The 22,678-nt window shown below is 63.3% G+C and carries 19 protein-coding genes; 12 read left to right on the forward strand and 7 right to left on the reverse strand.

Annotation, left to right across the window (positions count from 1 at the left end; translation table 11 throughout):
• The first annotated feature begins 25 nt into the window (after positions 1-25).
• From ACF8FG_RS03690 to ACF8FG_RS03700, 3 genes are read left to right on the forward strand one after another with little or no spacing between them, the layout of a single operon-like run.
• On the forward strand, positions 26-2,494 hold the full coding sequence (locus ACF8FG_RS03690) for a CS1-pili formation C-terminal domain-containing protein (protein WP_144179964.1): 2,469 nt from the start codon (positions 26-28) through the stop codon (positions 2,492-2,494).
• Positions 2,495-2,548: 54 nt separating this feature from the next.
• Positions 2,549-3,322 carry a hypothetical protein gene (locus ACF8FG_RS03695; protein WP_014592043.1) on the forward strand — a complete coding sequence of 258 codons (774 nt, stop codon included), beginning with the start codon at positions 2,549-2,551 and terminating at the stop codon, positions 3,320-3,322.
• Between the two features lie 11 nt (positions 3,323-3,333).
• Complete coding sequence (locus ACF8FG_RS03700; RefSeq protein WP_070384220.1) at positions 3,334-4,497, forward strand: hypothetical protein; 1,164 nt, start codon at positions 3,334-3,336, stop codon at positions 4,495-4,497.
• A gap of 72 nt (positions 4,498-4,569) precedes the next feature.
• On the opposite strand, the gene ACF8FG_RS03705 is transcribed toward ACF8FG_RS03700, so the two are convergent.
• Positions 4,570-4,722 (reverse strand): DUF3309 family protein, encoded by a 153-nt coding sequence (locus ACF8FG_RS03705; RefSeq protein WP_003252624.1) that lies wholly within the window; start codon positions 4,720-4,722, stop codon positions 4,570-4,572.
• Between the two features lie 206 nt (positions 4,723-4,928).
• Here ACF8FG_RS03705 and ACF8FG_RS03710 point away from each other — a divergent pair, with 206 nt between their 5' ends.
• Together ACF8FG_RS03710 and csrA are read left to right on the forward strand one after the other, a co-directional pair.
• Complete coding sequence (locus tag ACF8FG_RS03710) at positions 4,929-5,738, forward strand: SDR family oxidoreductase (RefSeq protein ID WP_014592041.1); 810 nt, start codon at positions 4,929-4,931, stop codon at positions 5,736-5,738.
• A 120-nt stretch (positions 5,739-5,858) separates the two neighbouring features.
• On the forward strand, positions 5,859-6,038 hold the full coding sequence (csrA, locus tag ACF8FG_RS03715) for a carbon storage regulator CsrA (RefSeq protein WP_014592040.1): 180 nt from the start codon (positions 5,859-5,861) through the stop codon (positions 6,036-6,038).
• 14 nt (positions 6,039-6,052) lie between these two features.
• Here csrA and ACF8FG_RS03720 read toward each other — a convergent pair whose 3' ends face one another.
• From ACF8FG_RS03720 to mnmC, 5 genes are all read right to left on the reverse strand, one after another.
• Positions 6,053-6,280, reverse strand: coding sequence for a YheU family protein (locus tag ACF8FG_RS03720; RefSeq protein WP_004575803.1), 228 nt, complete (start codon positions 6,278-6,280; stop codon positions 6,053-6,055).
• Positions 6,281-6,363: 83 nt separating this feature from the next.
• Positions 6,364-7,548, reverse strand: coding sequence for an osmoprotectant NAGGN system M42 family peptidase (locus tag ACF8FG_RS03725; RefSeq protein WP_019437322.1), 1,185 nt, complete (start codon positions 7,546-7,548; stop codon positions 6,364-6,366).
• Positions 7,549-7,790: 242 nt separating this feature from the next.
• Positions 7,791-9,536, reverse strand: a complete 1,746-nt coding sequence (gene ngg, locus ACF8FG_RS03730; RefSeq protein WP_070384218.1) for an N-acetylglutaminylglutamine synthetase — start codon at positions 9,534-9,536, stop codon at positions 7,791-7,793.
• A 3-nt stretch (positions 9,537-9,539) separates the two neighbouring features.
• On the reverse strand, positions 9,540-11,327 hold the full coding sequence (locus ACF8FG_RS03735; protein ID WP_019437323.1) for an N-acetylglutaminylglutamine amidotransferase: 1,788 nt from the start codon (positions 11,325-11,327) through the stop codon (positions 9,540-9,542).
• A gap of 130 nt (positions 11,328-11,457) precedes the next feature.
• Positions 11,458-13,422 (reverse strand): bifunctional tRNA (5-methylaminomethyl-2-thiouridine)(34)-methyltransferase MnmD/FAD-dependent 5-carboxymethylaminomethyl-2-thiouridine(34) oxidoreductase MnmC, encoded by a 1,965-nt coding sequence (mnmC, locus tag ACF8FG_RS03740; RefSeq protein WP_019437324.1) that lies wholly within the window; start codon positions 13,420-13,422, stop codon positions 11,458-11,460.
• A 136-nt stretch (positions 13,423-13,558) separates the two neighbouring features.
• Here mnmC and pap point away from each other — a divergent pair, with 136 nt between their 5' ends.
• Both pap and ACF8FG_RS03750 read left to right on the forward strand, forming a co-directional pair.
• Complete coding sequence (gene pap / locus ACF8FG_RS03745) at positions 13,559-15,052, forward strand: polyphosphate:AMP phosphotransferase (protein ID WP_014592035.1); 1,494 nt, start codon at positions 13,559-13,561, stop codon at positions 15,050-15,052.
• Between the two features lie 289 nt (positions 15,053-15,341).
• Complete coding sequence (locus ACF8FG_RS03750) at positions 15,342-16,295, forward strand: DMT family transporter (RefSeq protein ID WP_019437325.1); 954 nt, start codon at positions 15,342-15,344, stop codon at positions 16,293-16,295.
• A 113-nt stretch (positions 16,296-16,408) separates the two neighbouring features.
• Here the strand turns inward: ACF8FG_RS03750 and ACF8FG_RS03755 are convergent, their stop codons facing one another.
• Entirely contained in the window at positions 16,409-17,803 is a 1,395-nt protein-coding gene (locus ACF8FG_RS03755; protein ID WP_010952795.1) for a class II fumarate hydratase, read from the reverse strand.
• 154 nt (positions 17,804-17,957) lie between these two features.
• Between ACF8FG_RS03755 and ACF8FG_RS03760 the strand changes: the two genes are divergently transcribed.
• The 5 genes from ACF8FG_RS03760 to ACF8FG_RS03780 all read left to right on the forward strand — a co-directional run bounded on the left by ACF8FG_RS03760 (position 17,958) and on the right by ACF8FG_RS03780 (position 22,409).
• Positions 17,958-18,482, forward strand: a complete 525-nt coding sequence (locus tag ACF8FG_RS03760) for a DUF2059 domain-containing protein (protein ID WP_014592033.1) — start codon at positions 17,958-17,960, stop codon at positions 18,480-18,482.
• 10 nt (positions 18,483-18,492) lie between these two features.
• Positions 18,493-18,789 carry a BolA family transcriptional regulator gene (locus ACF8FG_RS03765; RefSeq protein WP_010952797.1) on the forward strand — a complete coding sequence of 99 codons (297 nt, stop codon included), beginning with the start codon at positions 18,493-18,495 and terminating at the stop codon, positions 18,787-18,789.
• Positions 18,790-19,015: 226 nt separating this feature from the next.
• Positions 19,016-19,948, forward strand: coding sequence for a rhodanese-related sulfurtransferase (locus tag ACF8FG_RS03770; protein WP_014592032.1), 933 nt, complete (start codon positions 19,016-19,018; stop codon positions 19,946-19,948).
• 3 nt (positions 19,949-19,951) lie between these two features.
• Positions 19,952-20,584: a DsbA family protein gene (locus tag ACF8FG_RS03775; protein ID WP_014592031.1), complete on the forward strand. Its 633-nt coding sequence runs from the start codon at positions 19,952-19,954 to the stop codon at positions 20,582-20,584.
• Complete coding sequence (locus ACF8FG_RS03780) at positions 20,577-22,409, forward strand: ABC transporter ATP-binding protein (protein WP_014592030.1); 1,833 nt, start codon at positions 20,577-20,579, stop codon at positions 22,407-22,409. The genes ACF8FG_RS03775 and ACF8FG_RS03780 overlap by 8 nt, the downstream gene beginning before the upstream one ends.
• Positions 22,410-22,678: the final 269 nt, after the last annotated feature.

Consider the following 22,678-nt stretch of genomic DNA (forward strand, 5'->3'; position numbering starts at 1 on the left):
GGCAGGTGTTGAAGTGGATTGAATCATGTTCCAGTTTGCTGCACCCGGCCGTGCACTCGCTGTCTGGCTGCTGGGTGCTGCCTGCCTTTTACCCCTCGAAGTGTTGGCCGAGCGCGCGTCCAGTGCCATTGACCTGAAGACATTCGGGCGTTTGCCAGAAGACTTCGAGGCGCACTTTTTCGATGTGCCGCTTGCCGTGCGAGTGGAGCTGGATCAGCGCTACCTCGGCGATGCCATGGTGGTGCTGAGCCGTGATAACCGTGTGCAGTTGCTGGCGTTTACCGACACTGAGCAGAGCGCAGAGCCGGCCACACTCAGGCAGTTATGGCAACAGCGCCTGGAGGGCGGGCGCATGCTGGGCGACTGCCTGCAAAACTGCCCGGACGGGTTGCAGGCTATCCATTACAGCCTGGCCAATTCCCAGTTGTCATTGCTGACGTCCAATGCCGAGAAGCTGGAGCAGGACACGCTCTTCCACCGCCTCCCGGAGCAGAGCGACGCTGGGTTGCTGCTGCGTAACCAGCTCAACCTGGTCAATGATGGTAATCAGACCACGGGCAGAATCGGCCTGCTCGGTCAGGGCAACCTGCATAACTGGACGACGCTTGCCGATGCACGCGTGGAACGCACCCCAGCTGAGCAAGGCGATATGCGTTACCGCATGAACCAGCTTTACGCGCAGAGCCTGCATGAAGCGCATTTCTTTCGGCTGGGTTACTTCTCCACTGACACACAAGGCCTGGTGCGCCAGCCAGCGCTGCTGGGGCGTCGCCCTGATAGCACGCTTGGCTTGATGCTGGGCAGCAGTGACAGCCTGCTGGTCGACAATGGCCAAGCCAGCGCCATCCCGGTCTACGTCACGCCGAACCGCCCGGGTATCGTCGAAATCTATCGCAATGGTTCGCTGATCAACAGTCAGCCGGTACAGCCGGGTTTGCAGGCGATCGACACGCGGATATTGCCCGGCGGCATCTACGATGTGGAGCTGCGTTTGCTCGAAGACGGCCTGGAGACCTCGCGCAGCGAAGTGTCCATCTACAAGCCCAGCCGGTGGCAGAACATGGATAACCGCTGGCGCTACAACCTGTACCTGGGCCAGCAGGTCGAGCTGCTGAGCAACTCGGATGGCAATCGTGAACAGAGCCCGGTGTTCGGTGCCCTTTCCAACTACCTGATGCATCCTTCTGCGGTGCTGGGGTTGTCAGTGCAACAGGTCGATGCTGACCTGCAGTTGGGTACCTCGCTGGACTGGGACGTGCATGAACGGTTCAAGCTTTACGCCAGCCTCAATCAGACCCAGGGCCTGGGCAACGGCGGCGATCTGCAGTTGACCTATACCCACCCTTGGGGCTCGTTGTTGCTGAGCCACAACCAGACCTGGCTGGAGCCTGGCAGTAGCGGTCGCGACGATACTTCACAGCGCCAGGTGCGCAGCCGCACCGCCTTTTCGATCAACCAGCGGGTAACCTCGCGCAGTTCAGCGACACTGCGCCTGGAACACAGTGCGGGCTCGGCAAGCGGCCTGGGTGCCGACCTGAGCTGGGCGTTCTACGGAAAACTGCGGGGGCATCAGAGCAGTGTTCGCCTTTCACTCTTCGACAGGCCTGGAACGCGCAGCAGCGCTGGTGTGCGGAGCCGCGGCGTTAACGTCGCTGTAAGCATGAAGCTTGAGCGCGATGGCAGGCAGCTTGGGGTCGATGTGGGTAGCCGTGCCTCGCGTGAGGGCGGTAATGACCCCTACGCTTCGCTGTGGTATCGGCAGAACGTCGACCTGGGCCCTGTGCACAGCCTGGGGGGCAGCGCGACGCTCGATGGCTATGGCACCAGCCTGGCGGCCAATGGGCGGTTCCACAGTCAGGAACTGCAGGGCGATGCATATGCACAGACGTCTTCCTTCAACAATAACCTCAGCGGTGGCCTCAACCTGGAAAGCACCCTGGCGCTGGGCGCGGGGAAGCTGGCCATGGGAGGCAGCAACCTGCCGCTCGAAGCCGGCTTGATCATCGATGTCGAAAGCGATCTGCACGGTGTGAAGCTACGCGCCAACGATGGCCAGGGCATGAGTGCAGTGCTGCACCCCGGGCGCAATATCGTGCCGGTGACGGCGTTCAAGTCTGGCCATGTGCGCTTCGACTTCGACACCAAGGACGTGCCGCCAGCACAGATCCAACCCCTCGCTGTGGACTATCACCTCAACCGCGGTGGGGTGGGGTATCACTCGGTGAAGGTCATGCGAACGGTGACTGTGTTTGGCCGGCTGCTCGACGGGCAAGGCCAGCCACTGCACGGCGCGCATGTGGTCAATGATGCCGGGCGCACGGTTGTCGAGGCGGATGGCTATTTCAACGTGGAAATGAGTGAGTCACGGCCCACCCTGGAAATTCGCCATGGCACGGCAGGCAACTGCCTTCTGACATTAACGCCGGACAACTTTGATCGCGAGGATGACCTGCTGATCGTGGGTGATCAGCGGTGTGTGCCCAGTGTGGGCTGAGCCGGCTTTCGGCATGACGCTGTAGAGGGCCCGATACCCGGGTCGATGGATTGGATGTTGAGTAAACAGAGGTTGAAGATGCACAGGTTCACATTTCACTTGTCACCCTTGTTGTTCGTTGCGCTGATGCTGCCGTGGTTTGCCCAGGCCGGGCCACAGCTGGATGTCGGCGCGCTCTATGACTACCTCGAGCCAGGCAAGGGCACTTATGCCAAACGCATCTACAACCGGGGGGACAGTACTGCGTTCGTCAAGGTCAGCGTGCTGGAGCTGGTCTACGACGGCCAGGCCGAACCCCGTGAGGTGGAAGTCGATGAGCTGCCCTTTGACCAGCGCAGCGTTGTTGCCAGCCCGGCGCGGATGATCATCCCGGCACGCGGCATGCAGGCCGTGCGGTTGCTGTATCGCGGTGAACGGAACCAGGAGCGTTACTACCGGCTGCGCTTCGTCCCGGTGGTGCCGGAACAGGATGACAGCTTTGCACTGGATGAAACGGAGCTTGATGCTTACCGCAAAGAACTCAGTGCCGGTGTGCAGTTTCTGGCCGGCTACGGCACCATTTTGATTACCAAGCCTGCTGCCACGCGGTACCAGACCTCGATTGAGCGCGCCGGGGGGAAATGGACCGTGCGCAACGAGGGCAATGCGACGGTGCTGCTCGACAACGTCGAGGCCTGTGTGCTGGTCGAGGACGAGTGTGATCCTCCGGCCAAGCACCATCTTCGCCCCGGGCGTACGCGCGAGTTCGTCGAGAAGCCCGGTGTTGAATATCGCTTCGAACTGGTGGAAGGCGATGCGCGCAAAGCCATGAACTTCAAGGCAGAGTGAGAGGTAGAGGCATGTTTCGCAAGTGTGCAATGCTGGTACTGCTGTCGGGCGTGTTGGGTTCGTCGTGGGCGCAAGCGGCCGACATTACGCTCAAGCTGCGTTACCGCGGCGAGACCCGGCAATTTGAAAACCTGACACCCCGGTCGTCACCTGTCTGTACTCAGTTGCCGCAGCTTTGTGGCGATCCGCTGCAGGATCTGCTGGATGTGGGGGTCGAATACTCGAAAACAGTCGATGGCGAAGGCACCGATGGCTTCTACCTCTCGGCCCCTGTCCAGCCAACTGCGCTAATGATGGTCCGTGACAAGACCGGCGAGCAAGTCAGCATGGACTTTGCCATTACCCACCTGGGCGGTGCGGTAACTTCGGACGATGGGGCACCTACGCTTACGGCGCGCACGGGCCTGGACTCGAGTGGTTGCCAGGTTGCGTTGGCGAGCGCGGCGCATCGCCTGTTTCTGTGGTCGCCAGCCAGCAACGGGTGCTGGGCCAACCTCAACGCGGCAAATGCGAGCACTTACCATGTGAGTCACCTTACGCTGGGCTACAGGCTGAAGACGCCTTTGCCGGCGAGCTTGAAGTCGGGCGTGTACCGCGGGCGCGTGGTCTATTCGATAGGCCCCGACAGGGATATTGGCCTGGGTTCGAGCCGAACGGTCGCCGGGCTCACGGCCGATTCAGTGGCGATCAACGTCGAACTGGAGGTGGTGCATGACCTTGAGGTGCGTTTTGAGCCGGGTTCCGAGCAGGTGATACTGGTGCCGCAGCAAACGCACGGGCATGGTAGCCGAGGGCGGGGTGTGGCAGAGAAACTGGAAAAAGACGTGGGCTTCAGCCTGACTGCCAGTGGGCCATTCAACGTCTGGGCGCTGTGCAGCACCGGGCTGGATAGCACGTGCAATCTACGGTCGGCCAAAGGCCATGGCATACCGCTGCACCTGGCCATGACCTTGCCTGGGGTTTCCTACAATGGCCGTACGCTCTATCGTCAGGCAATGTCCTTTGGCGGAGTTGAGAACGCCATGAGCCTTCAAGTCCCGCCAGAGGGTGTGACCGGCAGCCAAGGGCAGTTGCATTTTCATGTGTACCCTCGCGGCCACACCCGGGATCAGGACATGTTGCCTGGTATCGAGTATCAGGCCGTCGTGACAATGGTGTTCGACGCGAACCTGTAAATGGCAACCGGGTGTTGCGACCCGCTTGCCATTCACCTCAAGTGACTGTTTGAAGTGGCTATCCGCAGCGCGTCATATCATCCCAAGCAACAGTAATACCAACAGAATCACCAACACCACGCCGATTATGCCGGAAGGGCCATAGCCCCAGCTGCGCGAGTGGGGGAAGACCGGTAAGCCACCGATCAGCAGCAGAATCAGGATGATGATAAGGATCGTGGTCATGTCAAAGTCCTTGCGTGATTAGGGGGCAAGAGCCTGAGAATGCTGGCCTCTCGATAATTCGGACCGGTGCGGGTTGGTAAAGATTCCATCCCCGTGCAGCCGTCTACCCAATCATGCCCGCCCATTCACTGCCCTGATGAATCCTCCCGGATGGCGACGCCTTGATTAGACTCACCGGACTCCCTGTCAAAACAAGGCCTGCGACCATGCAAAAACGCATCATGATCACCGGCGCCGGGTCTGGCCTCGGCCGCGAGATCGCCCTGCGCTGGGCCCGTGAGGGCTGGCGCCTGGCATTGGCCGATGTCAACGAAACCGGCCTGCGCGAAACGCTGGAGCAGGTTCGCCAGGCCGGTGGCGACGGCTTCGTCCAGCGCTGCGATGTGCGCGACTATAGCCAGCTGACGGCCCTGGCCCAAGCCTGCGAAGAGAAGTTCGGTGGGGTCGATGTGATCGTCAACAACGCCGGCGTCGCTTCGGGCGGGTTCTTCGCCGAACTGACGCTGGAAGACTGGGACTGGCAGATCGCGGTCAATCTGATGGGCGTGGTCAAGGGCTGCAAGGCCTTCCTGCCGCTGCTGGAGCGCAGCAAGGGGCGCATTATCAACGTCGCCTCGATGGCCGCACTGATGCAGGGCCCGGGCATGAGCAACTACAACGTGGCCAAGGCCGGTGTGCTGGCCTTGTCGGAAAGCCTGCTGGTGGAGTTGCGCCAGGTGGAGGTGGCGGTGCACGTGGTGTGCCCGTCGTTCTTCCAGACCAACCTGCTGGACTCGTTCCGCGGGCCGAACCCGGCGATGAAGGCGCAGGTGGGCAAGCTGCTCGAAGGTTCGCCGATCAGTGCGGCGGACATTGCCGACTATATCCATCAGCAGGTCGCTGCAGGCGAGTTCCTCATCCTGCCTCATGAGGCAGGACGCCAGGCCTGGCAACTGAAACGCCAGGCCCCTGAGCGGCTGTATGACGAGATGGCCGACATGGCGGTGAAAATGCGGGCAAAAGCCCCGTCGCGATGATTGGTCTGTAGGGGAAGTTACTCAAAAGTGTAAGGGCTTTCTGAATCACAGTGGAGCTATTGAGTAGCTGAATACCTACGGGGCAGGCTCCGGTTTTCCCTTTCGCAGGAGGATCGGAACATGCTGGTAATTGGGCGCGAAGTTGGGGAAGTCATCATGATTGGCGATGACATCCGGATCGTCGTGGTGGAGACCCGGGACGGCGTGGTGCGCTTTGGTGTGGATGCTCCGCGTCAGGTGCCGGTGCATCGAGCCGAAGTTCACAAGCGCATCAAGGCGTCCAAGCAGAGCAAGGCCTGAAGAGGCCTGACCTGCTATTCGAGCAGCTCGCGGGGCACATCATGCTTGGCCAGTAACTGGCATTGCTGGCTTTCCAGGTCGAACAGGATGAAAGCCTGGCCTTTGGCCAATGCCTGGCGTACCCGCAGCACGCGGGTTTCCAGCGGGGTGTCGTCGCCGTTGTCAGTGCCGTCGCGGGTGACGAAGTCCTCGATCAGGCGGGTCAGGGTTTCGGCTTGCAATTGGTCGTAGGGGATCAGCATGGTCGGGCGGTGTCTGAAATAGGTATGGGCATGCTACGCGAAACATTCGAGGTGTTGGGGCCGCTTTGCAGCCCCAAGTGCGTTTAGCCTTTGTTTCCGACCAGGCTGTCCACGGCCGGTACCCGCGTGTCGCTCTCCATCTGCGCATCATGCTCCAGCTGGTGGCTGAAGCGCTCAAGCGATGCATTGGCCGGCTGCGAGTCGCTGGCAAACACTGGCGGGCTCAGCAGGTAGGCTGACAACAACCGGCTCAGCGCTGCCAGGCTGTCGATATGGGTGCGCTCGTAACCATGGGTGGCATCGCAACCAAAGGCCACCAGCGCGGTACGAATATCGTGCCCGGCAGTCACCGCCGAATGGGCATCGCTGAAGTAATAGCGGAACAGGTCGCGCCGCACCGGCAGGTCATGGTCGCCGGCCAGTTTCAGCAGGTGCCGGGACAGGTGGTAGTCGTAAGGCCCCGACGAGTCCTGCATGGCCACACTGACCGCATGCTCGCTGGAAGCCTGCCCAGGCGCCACCGGGGCGATGTCGATGCCGACGAACTCGCTGACGTCCCAGGGCAGGGCGCCGGCTGCACCCGAGCCGGTCTCCTCGGTGATGGTGAACAGCGGGTGGCAGTCGATCAGTGGCTGGCGGCCGCTTTCCACCACAGCCTTCAGTGCCGCCAGCAATGCCGCTACGCCAGCCTTGTCGTCCAGGTGACGGGCGCTGATGTGGCCGCTTTCGGTGAACTCGGGCAAGGGGTCGAAGGCCACGAAATCACCAATGCTCACGCCCAGTGCCTCACAGTCGGCGCGCGTGGCGCAGTAGGCGTCCAGGCGCACTTCCACGTGGTCCCAGCTGATCGGCATCTGGTCGATGGCCGTGTTGAAGGCATGCCCGCTGGCCATCAGTGGTAGCACGCTGCCACGGAATACTCCGGTATCGGTGAACACGCTAACCCGGCTGCCCTCGGCAAAACGGCTGGACCAGCAGCCGACGGGCGCCAGGGCCAGGCGGCCATTGTCCTGCAACTGACGTACGCTGGCGCCGATGGTATCCAGGTGGGCAGAAACGGCGCGGTCGGGGGTGGCCTGCCGGCCTTTGAGGGTGGCGCGAATGGTGCCGCGGCGCGTCAGCTCGAAGGGGATGCCCAGTTCGTCAAGGCGTTCGGCCACGTAGCGCACGATGGTGTCGGTGAAGCCGGTGGGGCTGGGGATTGCGAGCATTTCCAGCAGCACGCGTTTGAGGTAGTCGAGATCGGGTTCGGGGTATTGCTCGGACATGGTTGGGGACTCCTTTAATCCTGTGCCGGCCTCTTCGCGGGTGAACCCGCTCCTACAGGTACAGCGCTGCCTTCGCGGGTGACCCGCTCCTACAGGTACAGCGCTGCCTTCGCGGGTGACCCGCTCCTACAGGTACAGCGCTGCCTTCGCGGGTGAACCCGCTCCTACAGGTACAGCGCAACCTTCAAGGGCGGTGATATCCCTGTGGGAGCGGGCTTGCCCGCGAAGAGGCCGGCACGGGTTTACGCCAAAGGCCGGCTATGGGGAAACAGCAGGTCAATAAAACGCTCGGCCGTGGGCTGCGGTTCATGGTTGGCCAGGCCAGCACGTTCGTTGGCCTCGATGATCACGTACTCCGGCTGCCCGGCATCGCGCACCATGAAGTCCAGCCCAACCACCGGAATTTCCAGTGCCCGTGCCGCCCGCACGGCAGCATCGGCCAGCACCGGGTGCAGGCGTTCGGTGACGTCTTCCAAGGTGCCGCCGGTGTGCAGGTTGGCCGTGCGCCGCACGGCCAGGCGCTGGCCGGCCGGCAACACGTCGTCATAGCCAACGCCCGCTGCGCGCAAGGTGCGCTCGGTTTCGTCGTCCAGCGGAATGCGGCTTTCGCCACCGGTGGCGGCCTGGCGGCGACGGCTCTGGGCTTCGATCAACTGGCGCACGCTGTGCTTACCGTCGCCCAGCACCTGCGCCGGGTGGCGAATGGCGGCGGCCACCACTTCGTAGCCGATCACCACGATGCGCAGGTCGAACCCGGCATGAAAGCTTTCCAGCAGCACGCGGCTGTCGAACTGGCGGGCATGCGCCACGGCACGGGTGATGTCGTCGATGCAGGTCAGGTTCACCGCCACGCCCTGGCCTTGCTCGCCATCGACCGGCTTGACCACCACCGCGCCATGCTCTTCGAGAAACGCCAGGTTGTCATCGGCATTGCCCGCCAGCTGTTGCGCGGGCACCTGCAGTCCGGCGTTGTGCAGCGCGTGCTGGGTCAGGCGTTTGTCCTGGCACAGGGTCATGGTCACGGCACTGGTCAGGTCGCTGAGCGATTCCCGGCAGCGAATGCGCCGCCCGCCCAGGCTCAGGGTGAACAGGCCGCCAGCGGCGTCGTCCACCTGCACTTCGATGCCCCGGCGCAGGGCCTCGTCGACGATGATGCGAGCGTAGGGGTTGAGGTCGGCTTGCGGGCCAGGCCCGAGGAACAGTTGCTCGTTGATACCGTTCTTGCGCTTGACTGCGAAGGTGGGCAGGTTGCGAAAACCCAGTTTCTGGTACAGGCGCTTGGCCTGGCGGTTGTCGTGCAGCACTGACAGGTCCAGGTAGGCCAGGCCACGGCTCATGAAGTGTTCGATCAGGTGGCGCACCAGCACTTCACCCACGCCGGGGCGTGTGCAGTGCGGGTCCACCGCCAGGCACCACAGGCTGCTGCCATGCTCGGGGTCATCGAACGCCTTGGTGTGGTTCAGGCCCATGACGCTGCCGATAATCGCGCCGCTGTCTTCGTCTTCCGCCAGCCAGTACACCGGGCCACCCAGGTGCCGGGGGGTAAGCAGCTCGGCGTCAACGGGGAGCATCCCGCGCGCCTGGTACAGCGTGTTGATCGCCTGCCAGTCGGCGGGGTTCTGTGCCCGGCGCACGCGGAAGCCGCGAAATACCCGCTGCGCCGGGCGGTAGTCGGTGAACCACAGGCGCAGGGTGTCGGACGGGTCGAGGAACAGCTGCTGGGGGGCCTGGGCCAGCACCTGCTGCGGTGCGGCCACGTACAGGGCGATATCGCGTTCGCCCGGGTGCTCGTCCAGCAGATCCTCGGCCAGGGAAGCCGGGTCGGGGTAGGTGTGGCCTATCAGCAGCCGGCCCCAGCCGCAGTGCACGGCACGCGGTTGGTCATGGGGCTGGCTGCCGTCGCCGGCCAGGCGCGCTTGCAGGCGCTCGTAGGACGGCGTCTGGCCGCGCAGCAGGCGCTGACCATAAGCGATTTCATGGGCTTTCATCGGTCAGATTCCTTGTTCGCTCAGCCACAGGTTAAGCGCCGCCAGTTGCCATAGCTTGGAACCGCGCAATGGCGTCAGCTGGCCGTGTGGGTTGCTCAGCAGGCGGTCGAGCATGGCCGGGTTGAACAACCCTCGGTCCTGGCTGGAGTCGGTCAACAGTTCGCGTACCCAGCCCAACGTGGCACCTTCCAGATGCTTCAGGCCCGGTACCGGGAAGTAACCCTTCTTGCGGTCGATCACCTCATGCGGGATCACCCGTCGCGCTGCCTGCTTGAGCACCTGCTTGCCGCCATCGGGCAGCTTGAAGCGCGCCGGGATGCGCGCCGACAGCTCCACCAGGCGGTAGTCGAGGAAAGGCGTACGTGCCTCCAGGCCCCAGGCCATGGTCATGTTGTCCACTCGCTTGACCGGGTCATCGACCAGCATCACGGTGCTGTCCAGGCGCAGGGCCTTGTCCACGGCAGCCGGTGCGCCGGGGCGCGCGAAGTGTTCGCGCACGAAGTCGCCGGCAGCGTCGGTTTCCAGCAGCCAGGGGGCCTGTACGGTGTCGCGGTATTCGGCGTGGCTGCGGTCGAAGAAGGCGTCACGGTAGGCCGCATAGGCATCGTCGGCGCCGTCCACCTGCGGGTACCAGTGGTAACCGGCGAACAGCTCATCGGCACCCTGGCCGCTCTGTACGCCTTTGCAGTGCTTGGCCACTTCCCGCGACAGCAGGTAGAAGGCGATGCAGTCGTGGCTGACCATTGGTTCGCTCATGGCGCGGAAGGCGGCCGGCAGTTGGTCGATAATTTCGTGTTCGGCGATGCGCAACTGGTGGTGACGGGTGCCGTAGTGTTTGGCGATCAGGTCCGAATACTGGAACTCGTCGCCGCGCTCGCCGCCGGCATCTTCAAAGCCGATGGAGAAGGTCGACAGGTCGTCAACGCCCACTTCGCGCAGCAAGCCGACCAGCAGGCTGGAGTCGACGCCGCCGGACAGCAACACACCCACATCGACGGCTGCCCGTTGGCGGATTGCTACGGCGTCGCGGGTGGCGTCGAGCACGCGGGTGGTCCAGCCTTCCAGGTCCAGTTCACGCTCGTCGGGGTGGGGGCCGTAGTGCAGTTGCCACCAGACCTGGCGTTCCACTTCGCCATGCCGGTCGATGCGCATCCAGGTGCCAGGCTCCAGCTTCTGCACGTTGGCCAGCAGAGTGCGCGGTGCCGGTACCACGGCGTGGAAGTTCAGGTAGTGGTTGAGGGCCACCGGGTCGAGCATCGGGTCGATGTCGCCGCCCTTGAGCAGTGCCGGCAGGGTCGAAGCAAAGCGCAGGCGCTCGCCGTTGCGCGATAGGTACAGGGGTTTGACGCCCAGGCGGTCGCGGGCCAGGAACAGGCGCTGGTTGTCGCGCTCCCAGATGGCCAGGGCAAACATGCCGTTGAGCTTGGGCAGCAGCGCCGCGCCCCAGGCGTGGTAGCCCTTGAGCAGCACCTCGGTGTCGCCGTCGGACCAGAAGCTGTAGCCCAGCGCCTGCAATTCCTCGCGCAGTTCGGGGAAGTTGTAGATGGCACCGTTGAAGGCCAGTGACAGGCCCAGCGTATTGTCGACCATCGGCTGCGCCGAGCCGTCGGACAGGTCCATGATCTTCAGGCGACGGTGGCCCAGGGCGATCGGGCCCTGGCTATGGAAGCCCCAGGCATCCGGGCCTCGCGGGGCCAGGTGATGGGTAATGCGCTCTACCGCAGCCAGGTCGGCTGGGCGAGGGGCTTGGTCGATGGGGGTGAAACGTAACTCTCCTGCTAATCCGCACATAAGTCCTTACCGGTTTTTCCGTTGGGGAGGTGATGCCCCGGATTAGGGCACCTTAAGGAACTGACCTATGTGCATTTCGAGAGTTTTAGAATGTTTGGTTATATGTGGCCGGGCAGGCAACCCGCTGCAATCATTTCCCCCGGATCAACCGGCGCAATCCAAACCGGTTCGGATGGCAAGCCTCCGCCACTGCCCGCGGCAATGGCAGCGGTTCCCCACATACCCAGGCCGCCACCAGCTCGCCACTCAACGGCGCTGTTATCAACCCGCGTGAGCCATGCCCGCTGTTCACATACAACCCGCCCAGCCAAGGGCAGGGCACATCCGGTACTTGCCGCGCATCCCGGCCCAGTACTGCGTAGGCTTCGGCAAACGCCTGCGCGTCGGCGATGGGCCCGACGATCGGCAGGTAATCCGGGCTGGTGCAACGGAACGCAGCACGTCCCTGCAATTGCTCGGGGTCCCGCTCAGCCACAGCCAGCCGTTGCGCCAGATCGACGGAAATTTCGTCCAGCAGCGCCAGGTTGCCCTGGTGCTCGGCCACCGTCGGCGCAAGGTCTTCGCTATGAAAGTCAAAACTGGCCCCCAGTGTATGTTCACCCTCGCGCGGCGGTGCCACATAGCCTTCGGCGCACACTACGGTGCGCAGTGCCTGGCTGCTGGCGGTGGCCGGCAAGCGGGTGATCTGCCCGCGGATGCGCTTGAGTGGTAACTGCGCGCAAGGTTCGAAGCGCAGCACATCCGCCGCGCCGGCCAGGACCACCACTGGAGCGCGGGCTAACAGCTGGTCGCCAGCCCAGGCTTGCCACTGTTCATCCACTTTGCGCAGTTCGAGTACTTCCTGGTGGGTCACCACGCGAATACCAGGGTGCTGCAACTGCTGTTGGCACAGCGCCGGCGGGTGCACCCAGCCACCTTCGGGGTAGAACAACCCGCCGCCAGGCAACGCCACGCCGGCGATGGCTTCGGCCTCGGCGCGGGCCAGGCAGTGCAGCAAGCCATGGTCGAAGGCGGCAGCCAGCTTGCCCTGGCGTTCGGCCTCCTTGCTGTCGAAGGCCAGTTGCAACACCCCGCAGGCATCCCAGTCCCGGCCACGCTGCAAGCGCTGCAGCTGGCGCCGGGTGTAGCCGAACCCGGACAGGATCATCTGCGACAGCGCGGTGCCGTGGGCAGACAGCTTGAGGTACAGCACCCCTTGCGGGTTGCCCGAAGCCTCCTGGGCGGGGGCTTCGTGGCGCTCCAGCACGGTTACCTGCCAGCCGCGCCGGGCCAGGCTGGCGGCGCTGCTGCTGCCGGCAAGTCCGGCACCGATCACCAGCGCCTCGCGCGGCCCCTGTGTAACAGCGGGGCGCGCGTACCAAGGCGCGCATGGGCCGGGCAGGGGGCCGACGTAGGCGCCGCTCATCACCTCCCACTTCTTGCCGATGCCTGGCACCTTCTTCATGGCGAAGCCGGCTTCGACCAGGCTGCGGCGTACCCAGCCGGTGGTGGTGAAGGTACCCAGCACCGTGCCCGGATGCGATAGCCGCGCCAGTTGCGCAAACAGCTCCGGGGTCCACATGTCGGGGTTCTTGGCGGGGGCGAAGCCGTCGAGGAACCACACATCGATCTGTGCATCGAGTTGCGGCAGCTGTTCCAGCACATCGCCGATCAACAGGGTCAGGGTGACCCTGCCACCGGCGAAGGTGAACTGTTGAAAGCCCGGGTGCACCGCCACGTATTGCTCCAGCAGCGGCTCGGTATAGGCGGCCAGTTCAGGCCACAGGCGCACTGCGCGGGCCATGTCGGCGTGGTCGAGGGGGTACTTCTCGACGCTGACGAAGTGCAGGCGCGCGTCGCTGTGTGCGTGTTGGTCGAACAGCTGCCAGGCGCAGAAAAAATTCATGCCGGTGCCAAAACCGGTTTCGCCGATCACCGTGCAGGCGTGCGGCGCCAGGTTGGCAAAACGCTCGGCCAGGCGGGTCTGGCCGAGGAACACGTGCTTGGTTTCTTCGATGCCTTCGTTGACTGCGAAATAGACGTCGTCATAGTGCCGCGAATGGGGGCGGCCCTGGTCGTCCCAGTCGATCTGGGCGTGCTGGAGGAGGGTGGGCATGGTTGGCTCGGTTGCAGCGGATGGCGGGATTTTATGCCATCCGGCTGAGCTGTGGGAGCGCGTTCATTGGTGAAGAGGTCAATACAGGCCGAAATGAAATCCGCTAGTCTTGCTTATCCATTGAAGGAGCCAGTGCATGTTCGAATCTGCCGAAATCGGCCACAGCATCGACAAGGAGGCTTACGACGCCGAGGTACCCGCTTTACGCGAGGCCCTGCTCGAAGCCCAGTACGAACTCAAGCAGCAGGCGCGTTTTCCGGTGATCGTGCTGATCAACGGCATTGAAGGCGCCGGCAAGGGTGAGACGGTAAAACTGCTCAACGAGTGGATGGACCCGCGCATGATCGATGTGCTCACCTTCGACCAGCAGACCGACGAAGAGCTGGCCCGCCCACCCGCCTGGCGCTATTGGCGGGCCTTGCCACCCAAGGGGCGAATGGGTGTGTTCTTTGGCAACTGGTACAGCCAGATGCTGCAGGGGCGGGTGCATGGGGTGTTCAAGGATGCCGTGCTCGATCAGGCCATTACCGGTGCCGAACGCCTGGAAGAGATGCTTTGCGATGAAGGTGCGCTGATCATCAAGTTCTGGTTCCACCTGTCCAAGAAGCAGATGAAGGCACGGCTGAAATCGCTCAAGGACGATCCGCTGCACAGCTGGAAGATCAGCCCGCTGGATTGGCAGCAGTCGCAAACCTACGACCGCTTCGTGCGCTTTGGCGAGCGCGTGCTGCGCCGCACCAGCCGCGACTATGCGCCATGGCACATCATCGAAGGGGTAGACCCGAATTACCGCAGCCTGGCGGTCGGGCGTATTCTGCTGGAAAGCCTGCAAGCCGCGCTGGCCAACAACCCCAAGGGCAAGCACCAGGGCAACGTGGCTCCATTGGGCCGCAGCATCGACGACCGCAGCCTGCTTGGCGCCCTGGACATGACATTGCGCCTGGACAAGGTCGACTATCAGGAACAGTTGATCACCGAACAGGCCCGTCTGGCCGGCCTGTTGCGTGACAAGCGCATGCGCCGGCACGCCCTGGTGGCGGTGTTCGAAGGCAACGACGCCGCTGGCAAGGGGGGCGCCATCCGCCGCGTGGCGGCGGCGCTGGACCCGCGACAGTACCGTATCGTGCCGATTGCCGCGCCTACCGAAGAAGAGCGCGCCCAGCCGTACCTGTGGCGGTTCTGGCGGCACATCCCGGCACGGGGCAAGTTCACCATCTTCGACCGTTCCTGGTATGGCCGGGTGCTGGTGGAGCGGGTGGAAGGCTTCTGCAGCCCCGCTGACTGGATGCGTGCCTACAGCGAGATCAACGACTTTGAAGAGCAGTTGGTGGATGCCGGCGTGGTGGTGGTCAAGTTCTGGCTGGCGATCGACCAGCAGACCCAACTGGAGCGCTTCGAAGAGCGTGAGCAAATTCCGTTCAAACGCTACAAGATCACCGAGGATGACTGGCGCAACCGCGACAAGTGGGACGAATACTCCCAGGCGGTGGGCGACATGGTCGACCGCACCAGCAGCGAGATTGCCCCTTGGACGCTGGTGGAGGCCAATGACAAGCGCTGGGCGCGGGTGAAGGTGGTGCGCACCATCAATCAGGCGCTTGAGGCGGCGTTTGCCAAGCACAAGAAATAGCCGAAGGTGATGTTGCCTGTTCTGGCCCTTTCTCGGGTAAACCCGCTCCTACGACGGATCGCCGCTGAACTGCGCCTCGGATGTTGGACAAAAAATCCAACACCGGGGCGCAGCTCACGCTCCTGTAGGAGCGGGTTTACCCGCGAAGAGGTCAGTACAGGCAACACCTCCCCCAGCCATGCCCCAAAAGAATGACCTGATGAATTCTTTTCTCGGCACTCTCCACCGTCTCCGTCCTCCAACCCCGTAGAATTCAACAACCCCCACCACGGGCTTGATCGAGGATTTTATGCACACCACTTCTGGCCGCTGGGGCTATGGACTGTTCCTGGCACTTCTGACAGCGCTGCTCTGGGGCATCCTGCCGATCAAGCTCAAGCAGGTACTGCAAGTGGTCGACCCGATCACTGTCACCTGGTACCGCCTGCTGGTCTCCGGCGGCCTGCTGTTCGCCTGGTTGGCGGCTCAGCGGCGTTTGCCGTCCATACGCAAGCTGGCGCCCAGGGGCAAGGGCCTGGTGCTGGTTGCGGTGCTCGGCCTGATGGGCAACTACGTGCTCTACCTGATCGGTCTCAAACTGCTTAGCCCCGGCACCGCACAACTGGTGGTACAGATCGGCCCGGTGCTGTTGCTGGTGGCCAGCGTGTTCGTGTTCCGCGAGCGCTTCAGTGTGGGGCAGGGCATGGGCCTGTTGGTGCTGCTGGCAGGGTTTGGCCTGTTCTTCAACCAGCGCCTGGAAGAGCTGCTGACTTCACTGGGTACCTACACCACCGGCGTGTTGACCATCTTGCTGGCGACCAGTATCTGGGTGTTCTACGCCCTGAGCCAAAAGCAGTTGCTGACCGTGTGGCACTCGCAGCAGGTGATGATGGTGATCTACCTCAGCTGCGCTGCGCTGCTGACACCTTGGGTGCACCCGCTGGAGGCCTTGCAACTGACCCCGGTGCAAGGCTGGCTGCTGCTGGCCTGTTGCCTGAATACCCTGGTGGCATACGGCGCGTTTGCCGAAGCACTGGCGCACTGGGAGGCGTCGCGGGTTAGTGCCACGCTGGCGCTGACCCCGCTGGTGACCTTCGTTGCGGTGGCGCTGGCGGCGTTGGTTTGGCCTGAGTATGTGCATGCCGAGGACATCAACGCCCTGGGCTATGTGGGGGCGGTCACGGTAGTGTTCGGTTCGGCGCTGGTGGCGCTGGGGCCCTCGCTGATGGCGGGTTGGCGGGCCCGCAGGGCGCGGTTGGCCTAGGTCTGTCGATTGCCTGTACCGGCCCTTTCGCGGGTAAACCCCCTCCTACAATGGATCATCTCGGTGTAGGAGCGGGTTTACCCGCGAAAGGGCCGGTACAGGCTACAGAGCAGTCAACCCTTGCCGCCCGGTGCCAGCATGTTCTCTGGCCGCACCCACTGGTCGAACTGCTCATTGGTCAGGTACTTCAACGCCAAGGCCGCCTCGCGCAAGGTCGTGCCCTCGCTGTAAGCCTTCTTGGCAATTTCTGCCGCCTTGTCATAGCCGATATGCGGGTTCAGCGCCGTCACCAGCATCAACCCGCGCTCCAGGTGCGCGGCCATCTGCTCCGCATCCGGCTCGATACCCGCCACGCAATGCTGCTGGAAGTTGCGGCAACCATCGGCCAGCAATTCGATGGATTGCAGCAGGTTATGGATGATCACCGGCTTGAACACATTCAACTGCAAATGCCCCTGGCTGGCGGCAAAGCCGATGGCCGCGTCGTTGCCCAGTACCTGGCAGGCCAGCATCGACAGCGCTTCGCACTGGGTAGGGTTGACCTTGCCCGGCATGATCGAGCTGCCCGGCTCGTTGGCTGGCAGGCGCACCTCGGCCAGCCCGGCGCGCGGGCCGGACCCCAGCAGGCGCAGGTCGTTGGCGATTTTCATCAGGGCCACGGCCAGGGTCTTCAGGGCCCCCGCCAGGCTGGTCAGCGGCTCGTGGCCGGCGAGGGCGGCGAACTTGTTGGGTGCAGTGATGAACGGCAGGCCGGACAGCGCCGCCAGCTCGGCCGCGATGGCCTCGGCAAACCCCTGCGGGGCGTTGAGCCCGGTACCCACGGCAGTGCCGCCCTGAGCCAGCTCGCACACCGCCGGCAGGGTGGCGCGGATAGCGCGCTGGGCGTAATCGAGCTGGGCGACGAAGGCCGACACTTCCTGGCCGAAGGTAATCGGCGTGGCGTCCATCATGTGCGTGCGGCCGGTTTTTACCAGCTTGTGGTGACGCATCGACAGCTCGGCCAGCCCCGAAGACAGTTCAGTGACGGCCGGCAGCAGCTTTTCATGCACCGCCTGGGCTGCCGCAATGTGCATGGCGGTGGGGAAGCAGTCGTTGGAGCTCTGCGAGCGGTTGACGTGGTCATTGGGATGTACTGGCGCCTTGCCGCCACGGCCTTTGCCGGCCAGTTCGTTGGCGCGTCCGGCGATCACCTCGTTGACGTTCATGTTGCTCTGGGTGCCACTGCCCGTCTGCCAGACGACGAGCGGGAACTGATCGTCGTGCTGGCCATCCAGTACTTCATCGGCGGCCTGTTCGATCAGCCGGGCGATGTCGGCCGGCAGGTCGCCATTGCGGTCGTTGACGCGCGCCGCGGCCTTCTTGATCAGTGCCAGGGCGTGCAATACCGCGAGGGGCATGCGTTCCTTGCCAATGGCGAAGTTGATCAGCGAACGCTGGGTCTGCGCACCCCAGTAGGCGTCCTCCGGAACTTCGACCGGGCCCAGGCTGTCTGTCTCGATACGGCTCATTCTGTACTCACTCCTGTGTAGTTCGAAATCGCAGTTTAGGCCCTGATTCGACCGAGCGGTTCCGTCGCTCGTCGTGCCACTTGAGCACATCGCCACCACGGCGCAGAATGCTCTACTCTGAGGTGCCCGCCTCCCTCTCTTTGAAGGAAATGCAATGACCCGTCTCCGTGTCCTTTGTGCCGCCGTTGCCCTGGTTTGCGCCAGCGGCCAGGTACTCGCTGCCACCGCCAGCCACAACGCTGCTGCCGAGAAATTCCTGACCCTGGCCAACGCCGACAAGCTGGGCACCCCGGTGTACATGCAAGTGCAGCAGATGTTCGCCCAGCGTTTCGGCCAGACCAAGGCCCCGGCCGCCAAGCAGCCCGTACTGGAAAGCTACCAGGCCAAGGCCAATGCCGCGCTGGACAACGCCATCGGCTGGAACAAGCTGAAGCCGAAGATGGTCGACCTGTACACCCGCACCTTCACCGAGCAGGAGCTGAAGGACCTGGTCAAGTTCTACGAATCGCCGCTGGGCAAGAAAGTGCTGCGTGAAATGCCCAAGGTCACTCAGCAGTCGGCACAGCTGACCCAGCAGAGCCTGGAACCAGCAGTACCGGTGGTGAACAAGCTGCTGGAAGACATGACCAAAGAGCTGGACCCGAACGCAGGCAAGGCCGCCGCCCCAGCGAAGAAGTGAGTACGCCGCAATGACCATGCAACAACGTATCGAACAGCAACTGGCCGCGCTGGCGCCGCAACATCTGGAAGTGCTCAACGAAAGTCACATGCACAGTCGTGGTCAGGAGACCCACTACAAGGCGGTGATCGTCAGCGAGCAGTTCGCCGGGTTGAACAGCGTCAAGCGCCACCAGAAGGTCTACGCCACCATGGGTGAGCTGATGGGCGAGATCCATGCCCTGGCCATCCACACCTACACCGCCGAAGAGTGGGCCAAGGTCGGCGTTGCACCGGCCTCGCCCGTGTGTGCAGGCGGCGGGCACTGAAACCTTTTTGTTGTTCTGGTAGAATCCTGCAAGATCCGGGGCCGCTTTGCGGCCCTTTCGCGACACAAGGCCGCTCCCACAGGAACCGCACTAGCCATCGGGTTACGCGGTCCCTGTGGGAGCGGCCTTGTGTCGCGAAAGGGGCGCAAAGCGCCCCCATGCTTTTTCTATACCTGTCAAACCCGGTCCGCCCCTTACGAGGGCAACCACCTGGAGATTCCGTTACATGTCTCAAGCCATCGTCGTCGCGGCGCTGTACAAGTTCGTCACCCTGGAAGATTACGTCGAGCTGCGCGAGCCGCTGCTCAAGACCATGCTCGACAACAACGTCAAAGGCACCCTGCTGCTGGCCCACGAGGGCATCAACGGCACCGTTTCGGGCACCCGGGAAGGCATTGATGGCCTGCTGGCATGGTTGCGCAGCGACTCGCGTCTGGTCGACATCGACCATAAAGAGTCGTACTGCGACGAACAGCCGTTCTACCGCACCAAGGTCAAGCTCAAGAAAGAGATCGTCACCCTCGGCGTGCCGGGCGTAGACCCCAACCAGGCCGTTGGCACCTATGTCGAGCCCAAGGACTGGAACGCCCTGATCAGCGACCCTGAAGTGCTGCTGATCGACACCCGCAACGACTACGAAGTGGCCATCGGTACGTTCAAGGGCGCCATCGACCCGAAGACCGAAACCTTCCGTGAGTTCCCGGAGTACATCAAGGCCAATTTCGACCCGAGCAAGCACAAGAAGGTCGCGATGTTCTGCACCGGCGGCATCCGTTGTGAAAAAGCCTCCAGCTACATGCTCGGTGAAGGCTTCGAGTCGGTCTATCATCTTAAGGGCGGCATCCTGAAATACTTCGAGGAAGTGCCTCAGGAAGAAAGCCTGTGGGACGGCGACTGCTTCGTCTTCGACAACCGGGTTACGGTGCGTCATGACCTGAGCGAGGGCGAGTACGACCAGTGCCACGCCTGCCGCCATCCGATCAATGCAGAGGAGCGCGCGTCCGAGCACTATTCGCCAGGTGTCAGCTGCCCGCATTGCTGGGACAGCCTGAGCGAGAAGACCCGGCGCAGTGCCATCGACCGGCAGAAGCAGATCGAGCTGGCCAAGGCCCGCAACCTGCCGCATCCGATCGGTTACAACTACAAAGCCGAGGCTTGAAGCATGTCTGCACGCCTGATCTATGTGATGGACCCGATGTGCTCCTGGTGCTGGGGTTTTGCGCCAGTGGCCGCGGCCCTGATCGCCCAGGCGCGTGAGGCAGGCGTGCCTGCCCACTTGGTACCGGGCGGGCTGCGCACTGGCGGCAGCGCCCTGGACAGCTCCACTCGCAAGTACATCCTGGAACACTGGCAGGCGGTGGCTGATGCTACCGGCCAGCCGTTCCGCTTCGAGGGGGCCATGCCTGACGGCTTCGTCTACGACACCGAGCCGGCCTGCCGCGCCCTGGTCGCGGCCCGCGAGCTGGATGCCGAGCGTGTCTGGCCGCTGCTGGCGTTGATCCAGCGTTCGTTCTACGAACAGGGCATCGATGTAACCACCGCGCCGCAGCTGGTCGAGCTGGCCTCCCAGTGTGGCTTCGACCGTGCCGCGTTTGCCGAAACCTTCGCCCGTGCCGATACCCGCGCCGCCACCGCGGCCGACTTCGCCTGGGCCCAGGATCTGGGTATTGCCGGTTTCCCGACCTTGCTGGCCGAGCGCAATGGCCAACTGGCCTTGCTGACCAACGGCTACCAGCCGCTGGAGCGCCTGCAATCCTTGCTCGGCCGCTGGCTGCAGCAGGCCGCCTGTGCTTGATGTACCAGGGTCACCCGACCCGGTACCGGGCAAGCCATACACTGCGGGCGATCGACTGAGCTGGGCGGAAATCCGCCGCCTGGCCCTGCATCACAAGAAAAACCTCTGGTCCGCCAACCTCGTTGCGTTATTGGCGGCGTGTTGCAGTGTGCCCATTCCGCTGCTGCTGCCGCTGTTGGTGGACGAAGTACTGCTCGGCCATGGCGATGCCGCGCTGAAGTGGATGAACCACCTGCTGCCGTCCAACTGGCAGGTAGCAGCCGGCTACATCGGCCTGATGCTGGCGCTCACCCTATGCCTGCGCCTGGCTGCGCTGGCCTTCAACGTGATCCAGTCCAAGCTGTTCGCCGGGCTGGCCAAGGACATCGTCTACCGCCTGCGCATCCGCCTGATCGAGCGCCTCAAGCGTATTTCGCTGAAAGAGTACGAAAGCCTGGGCAGCGGCACGGTGACCACCCACCTGGTCACCGACCTGGACACCCTCGACAAGTTCGTTGGCGAAACCCTCAGCCGCTTCCTGGTGGCCATGCTGACACTGACCGGCACGGCGGCCATCCTGATCTGGATGCATTGGCAGCTGGCCTTGCTGATCTTGCTGTTCAACCCGCTGGTGATCTACTTCACCGTGCAGTTGGGCAAGCGGGTCAAACACCTGAAAAAACTCGAGAACGACAGCACCGCGCGCTTTACCCAGGCGCTGGCGGAAACCCTGGATGCCATCCAGGAAATCCGCGCCGGCAACCGCCAGGGCTACTTCCTTGGCCGCCTGGGTTTGCGTGCCCGCGAGGTGCGCGATTACGCCGTGGACTCGCAATGGAAAAGCGATGCCAGTGGCCGTGCCAGTGGTCTGCTGTTCCAGTTCGGCATCGACATCTTCCGCGCGGCGGCCATGCTGACCGTGCTGTTTTCCGACCTGTCGATCGGCCAGATGCTGGCGGTGTTCAGCTACCTGTGGTTCATGATCGGTCCGGTGGAGCAACTGCTTAATCTGCAATATGCGTACTACGCCGCAGGCGGTGCGCTGAGCCGCCTCAACGAGCTGCTGGCGCGTGCCGACGAGCCGCAATACCCGGCCGCCAGCGACCCGTTCGCCGGGCGCGAAACGGTGGGCATTGAAGTGCGCGACCTGCGCTTTGCCTATGCCGACGAGCCGGTGCTCGAGCACCTCGACCTGTCCATCGCTGCGGGTGAGAAGGTGGCGATTGTCGGTGCCAGCGGCGGCGGCAAGAGCACGCTGGTGCAGCTACTGCTGGGCCTTTACAGCGCCCAGGCCGGGACCATCCGCTTTGGCGGGGCCAGCCTGCAGGAAATCGGTTTGGAAACCCTGCGCGAGAACGTCGCGGTGGTGTTGCAGCACCCGTCGCTGTTCAACGACAGCGTGCGTGCCAACCTGACCATGGGTCGCGACTGTAGCGATGATGCCTGCTGGCAGGCGCTGCGCATCGCCCAGTTGGATGCCACCATCGCCGCCTTGCCGCAAGGCCTGGACAGTGTGGTAGGGCGTTCAGGCGTGCGCTTGTCCGGTGGCCAGCGCCAGCGTCTGGCCATTGCCCGCATGGTACTGGCTGAGCCCAAGGTGGTGATCCTCGACGAGGCCACCTCAGCCCTGGATGCCGCCACCGAGTACAACCTGCATCAGGCCTTGGCGTGCTTCCTCAGCGGCCGCACCACGCTGATCATCGCCCATCGCTTGTCGGCGGTGAAACAGGCCGACCGGGTGCTGGTGTTCGATGGCGGGCACGTGGCCGAAGACGGCGACCATCAGCAGCTGATTGCCGAGGGTGGGTTATACGCCAAGCTGTATGGGCATCTGCAGCAGAGCTGATTATCTGGCTGCCTTCACCGGGCTTTTGGGAGTAACAGTCTTGCTCAATTTCTAAAAGCTGGTGCGACCCTGTGGGAGCGGGCTTGCCCGCGAACACGGGCGAAGCCCGTGCCATCCACCGCGGTGTCTTCTTCGCGGGTAAACCCGCTCCTACAATGGCCAGCGCGTACGCTGTAAAATCCCCCGGTTCCTTGTCATAAAAATCCCCTCCACAGCGATGGCAAATGGCCTACGCTGTGCTTGTCTGGGTCGATTTACGCCTTATCTGC

Origin of the sequence: Pseudomonas sp. YQ_6 (assembly GCF_043103245.1) — a bacterium.
GTDB classification, from domain to species: Bacteria; Pseudomonadota; Gammaproteobacteria; order Pseudomonadales; family Pseudomonadaceae; genus Aquipseudomonas; species Aquipseudomonas alloputida.

Coding starts and splice junctions, on each gene's coding strand:
- ACF8FG_RS03690 (WP_144179964.1), top strand. CDS start 26: ATGTTCCAGTTTGCTGCACCCGGCCGTGCACTCGCTGTCTGGCTGCTG.
- ACF8FG_RS03695 (WP_014592043.1), top strand. CDS start 2,549: ATGTTGAGTAAACAGAGGTTGAAGATGCACAGGTTCACATTTCACTTG.
- ACF8FG_RS03700 (WP_070384220.1), top strand. CDS start 3,334: ATGTTTCGCAAGTGTGCAATGCTGGTACTGCTGTCGGGCGTGTTGGGT.
- ACF8FG_RS03705 (WP_003252624.1), bottom strand. CDS start 4,722: ATGACCACGATCCTTATCATCATCCTGATTCTGCTGCTGATCGGTGGC.
- ACF8FG_RS03710 (WP_014592041.1), top strand. CDS start 4,929: ATGCAAAAACGCATCATGATCACCGGCGCCGGGTCTGGCCTCGGCCGC.
- csrA (WP_014592040.1), top strand. CDS start 5,859: ATGCTGGTAATTGGGCGCGAAGTTGGGGAAGTCATCATGATTGGCGAT.
- ACF8FG_RS03720 (WP_004575803.1), bottom strand. CDS start 6,280: ATGCTGATCCCCTACGACCAATTGCAAGCCGAAACCCTGACCCGCCTG.
- ACF8FG_RS03725 (WP_019437322.1), bottom strand. CDS start 7,548: ATGTCCGAGCAATACCCCGAACCCGATCTCGACTACCTCAAACGCGTG.
- ngg (WP_070384218.1), bottom strand. CDS start 9,536: ATGAAAGCCCATGAAATCGCTTATGGTCAGCGCCTGCTGCGCGGCCAG.
- ACF8FG_RS03735 (WP_019437323.1), bottom strand. CDS start 11,327: ATGTGCGGATTAGCAGGAGAGTTACGTTTCACCCCCATCGACCAAGCC.
- mnmC (WP_019437324.1), bottom strand. CDS start 13,422: ATGCCCACCCTCCTCCAGCACGCCCAGATCGACTGGGACGACCAGGGC.
- pap (WP_014592035.1), top strand. CDS start 13,559: ATGTTCGAATCTGCCGAAATCGGCCACAGCATCGACAAGGAGGCTTAC.
- ACF8FG_RS03750 (WP_019437325.1), top strand. CDS start 15,342: ATGCACACCACTTCTGGCCGCTGGGGCTATGGACTGTTCCTGGCACTT.
- ACF8FG_RS03755 (WP_010952795.1), bottom strand. CDS start 17,803: ATGAGCCGTATCGAGACAGACAGCCTGGGCCCGGTCGAAGTTCCGGAG.
- ACF8FG_RS03760 (WP_014592033.1), top strand. CDS start 17,958: ATGACCCGTCTCCGTGTCCTTTGTGCCGCCGTTGCCCTGGTTTGCGCC.
- ACF8FG_RS03765 (WP_010952797.1), top strand. CDS start 18,493: ATGACCATGCAACAACGTATCGAACAGCAACTGGCCGCGCTGGCGCCG.
- ACF8FG_RS03770 (WP_014592032.1), top strand. CDS start 19,016: ATGTCTCAAGCCATCGTCGTCGCGGCGCTGTACAAGTTCGTCACCCTG.
- ACF8FG_RS03775 (WP_014592031.1), top strand. CDS start 19,952: ATGTCTGCACGCCTGATCTATGTGATGGACCCGATGTGCTCCTGGTGC.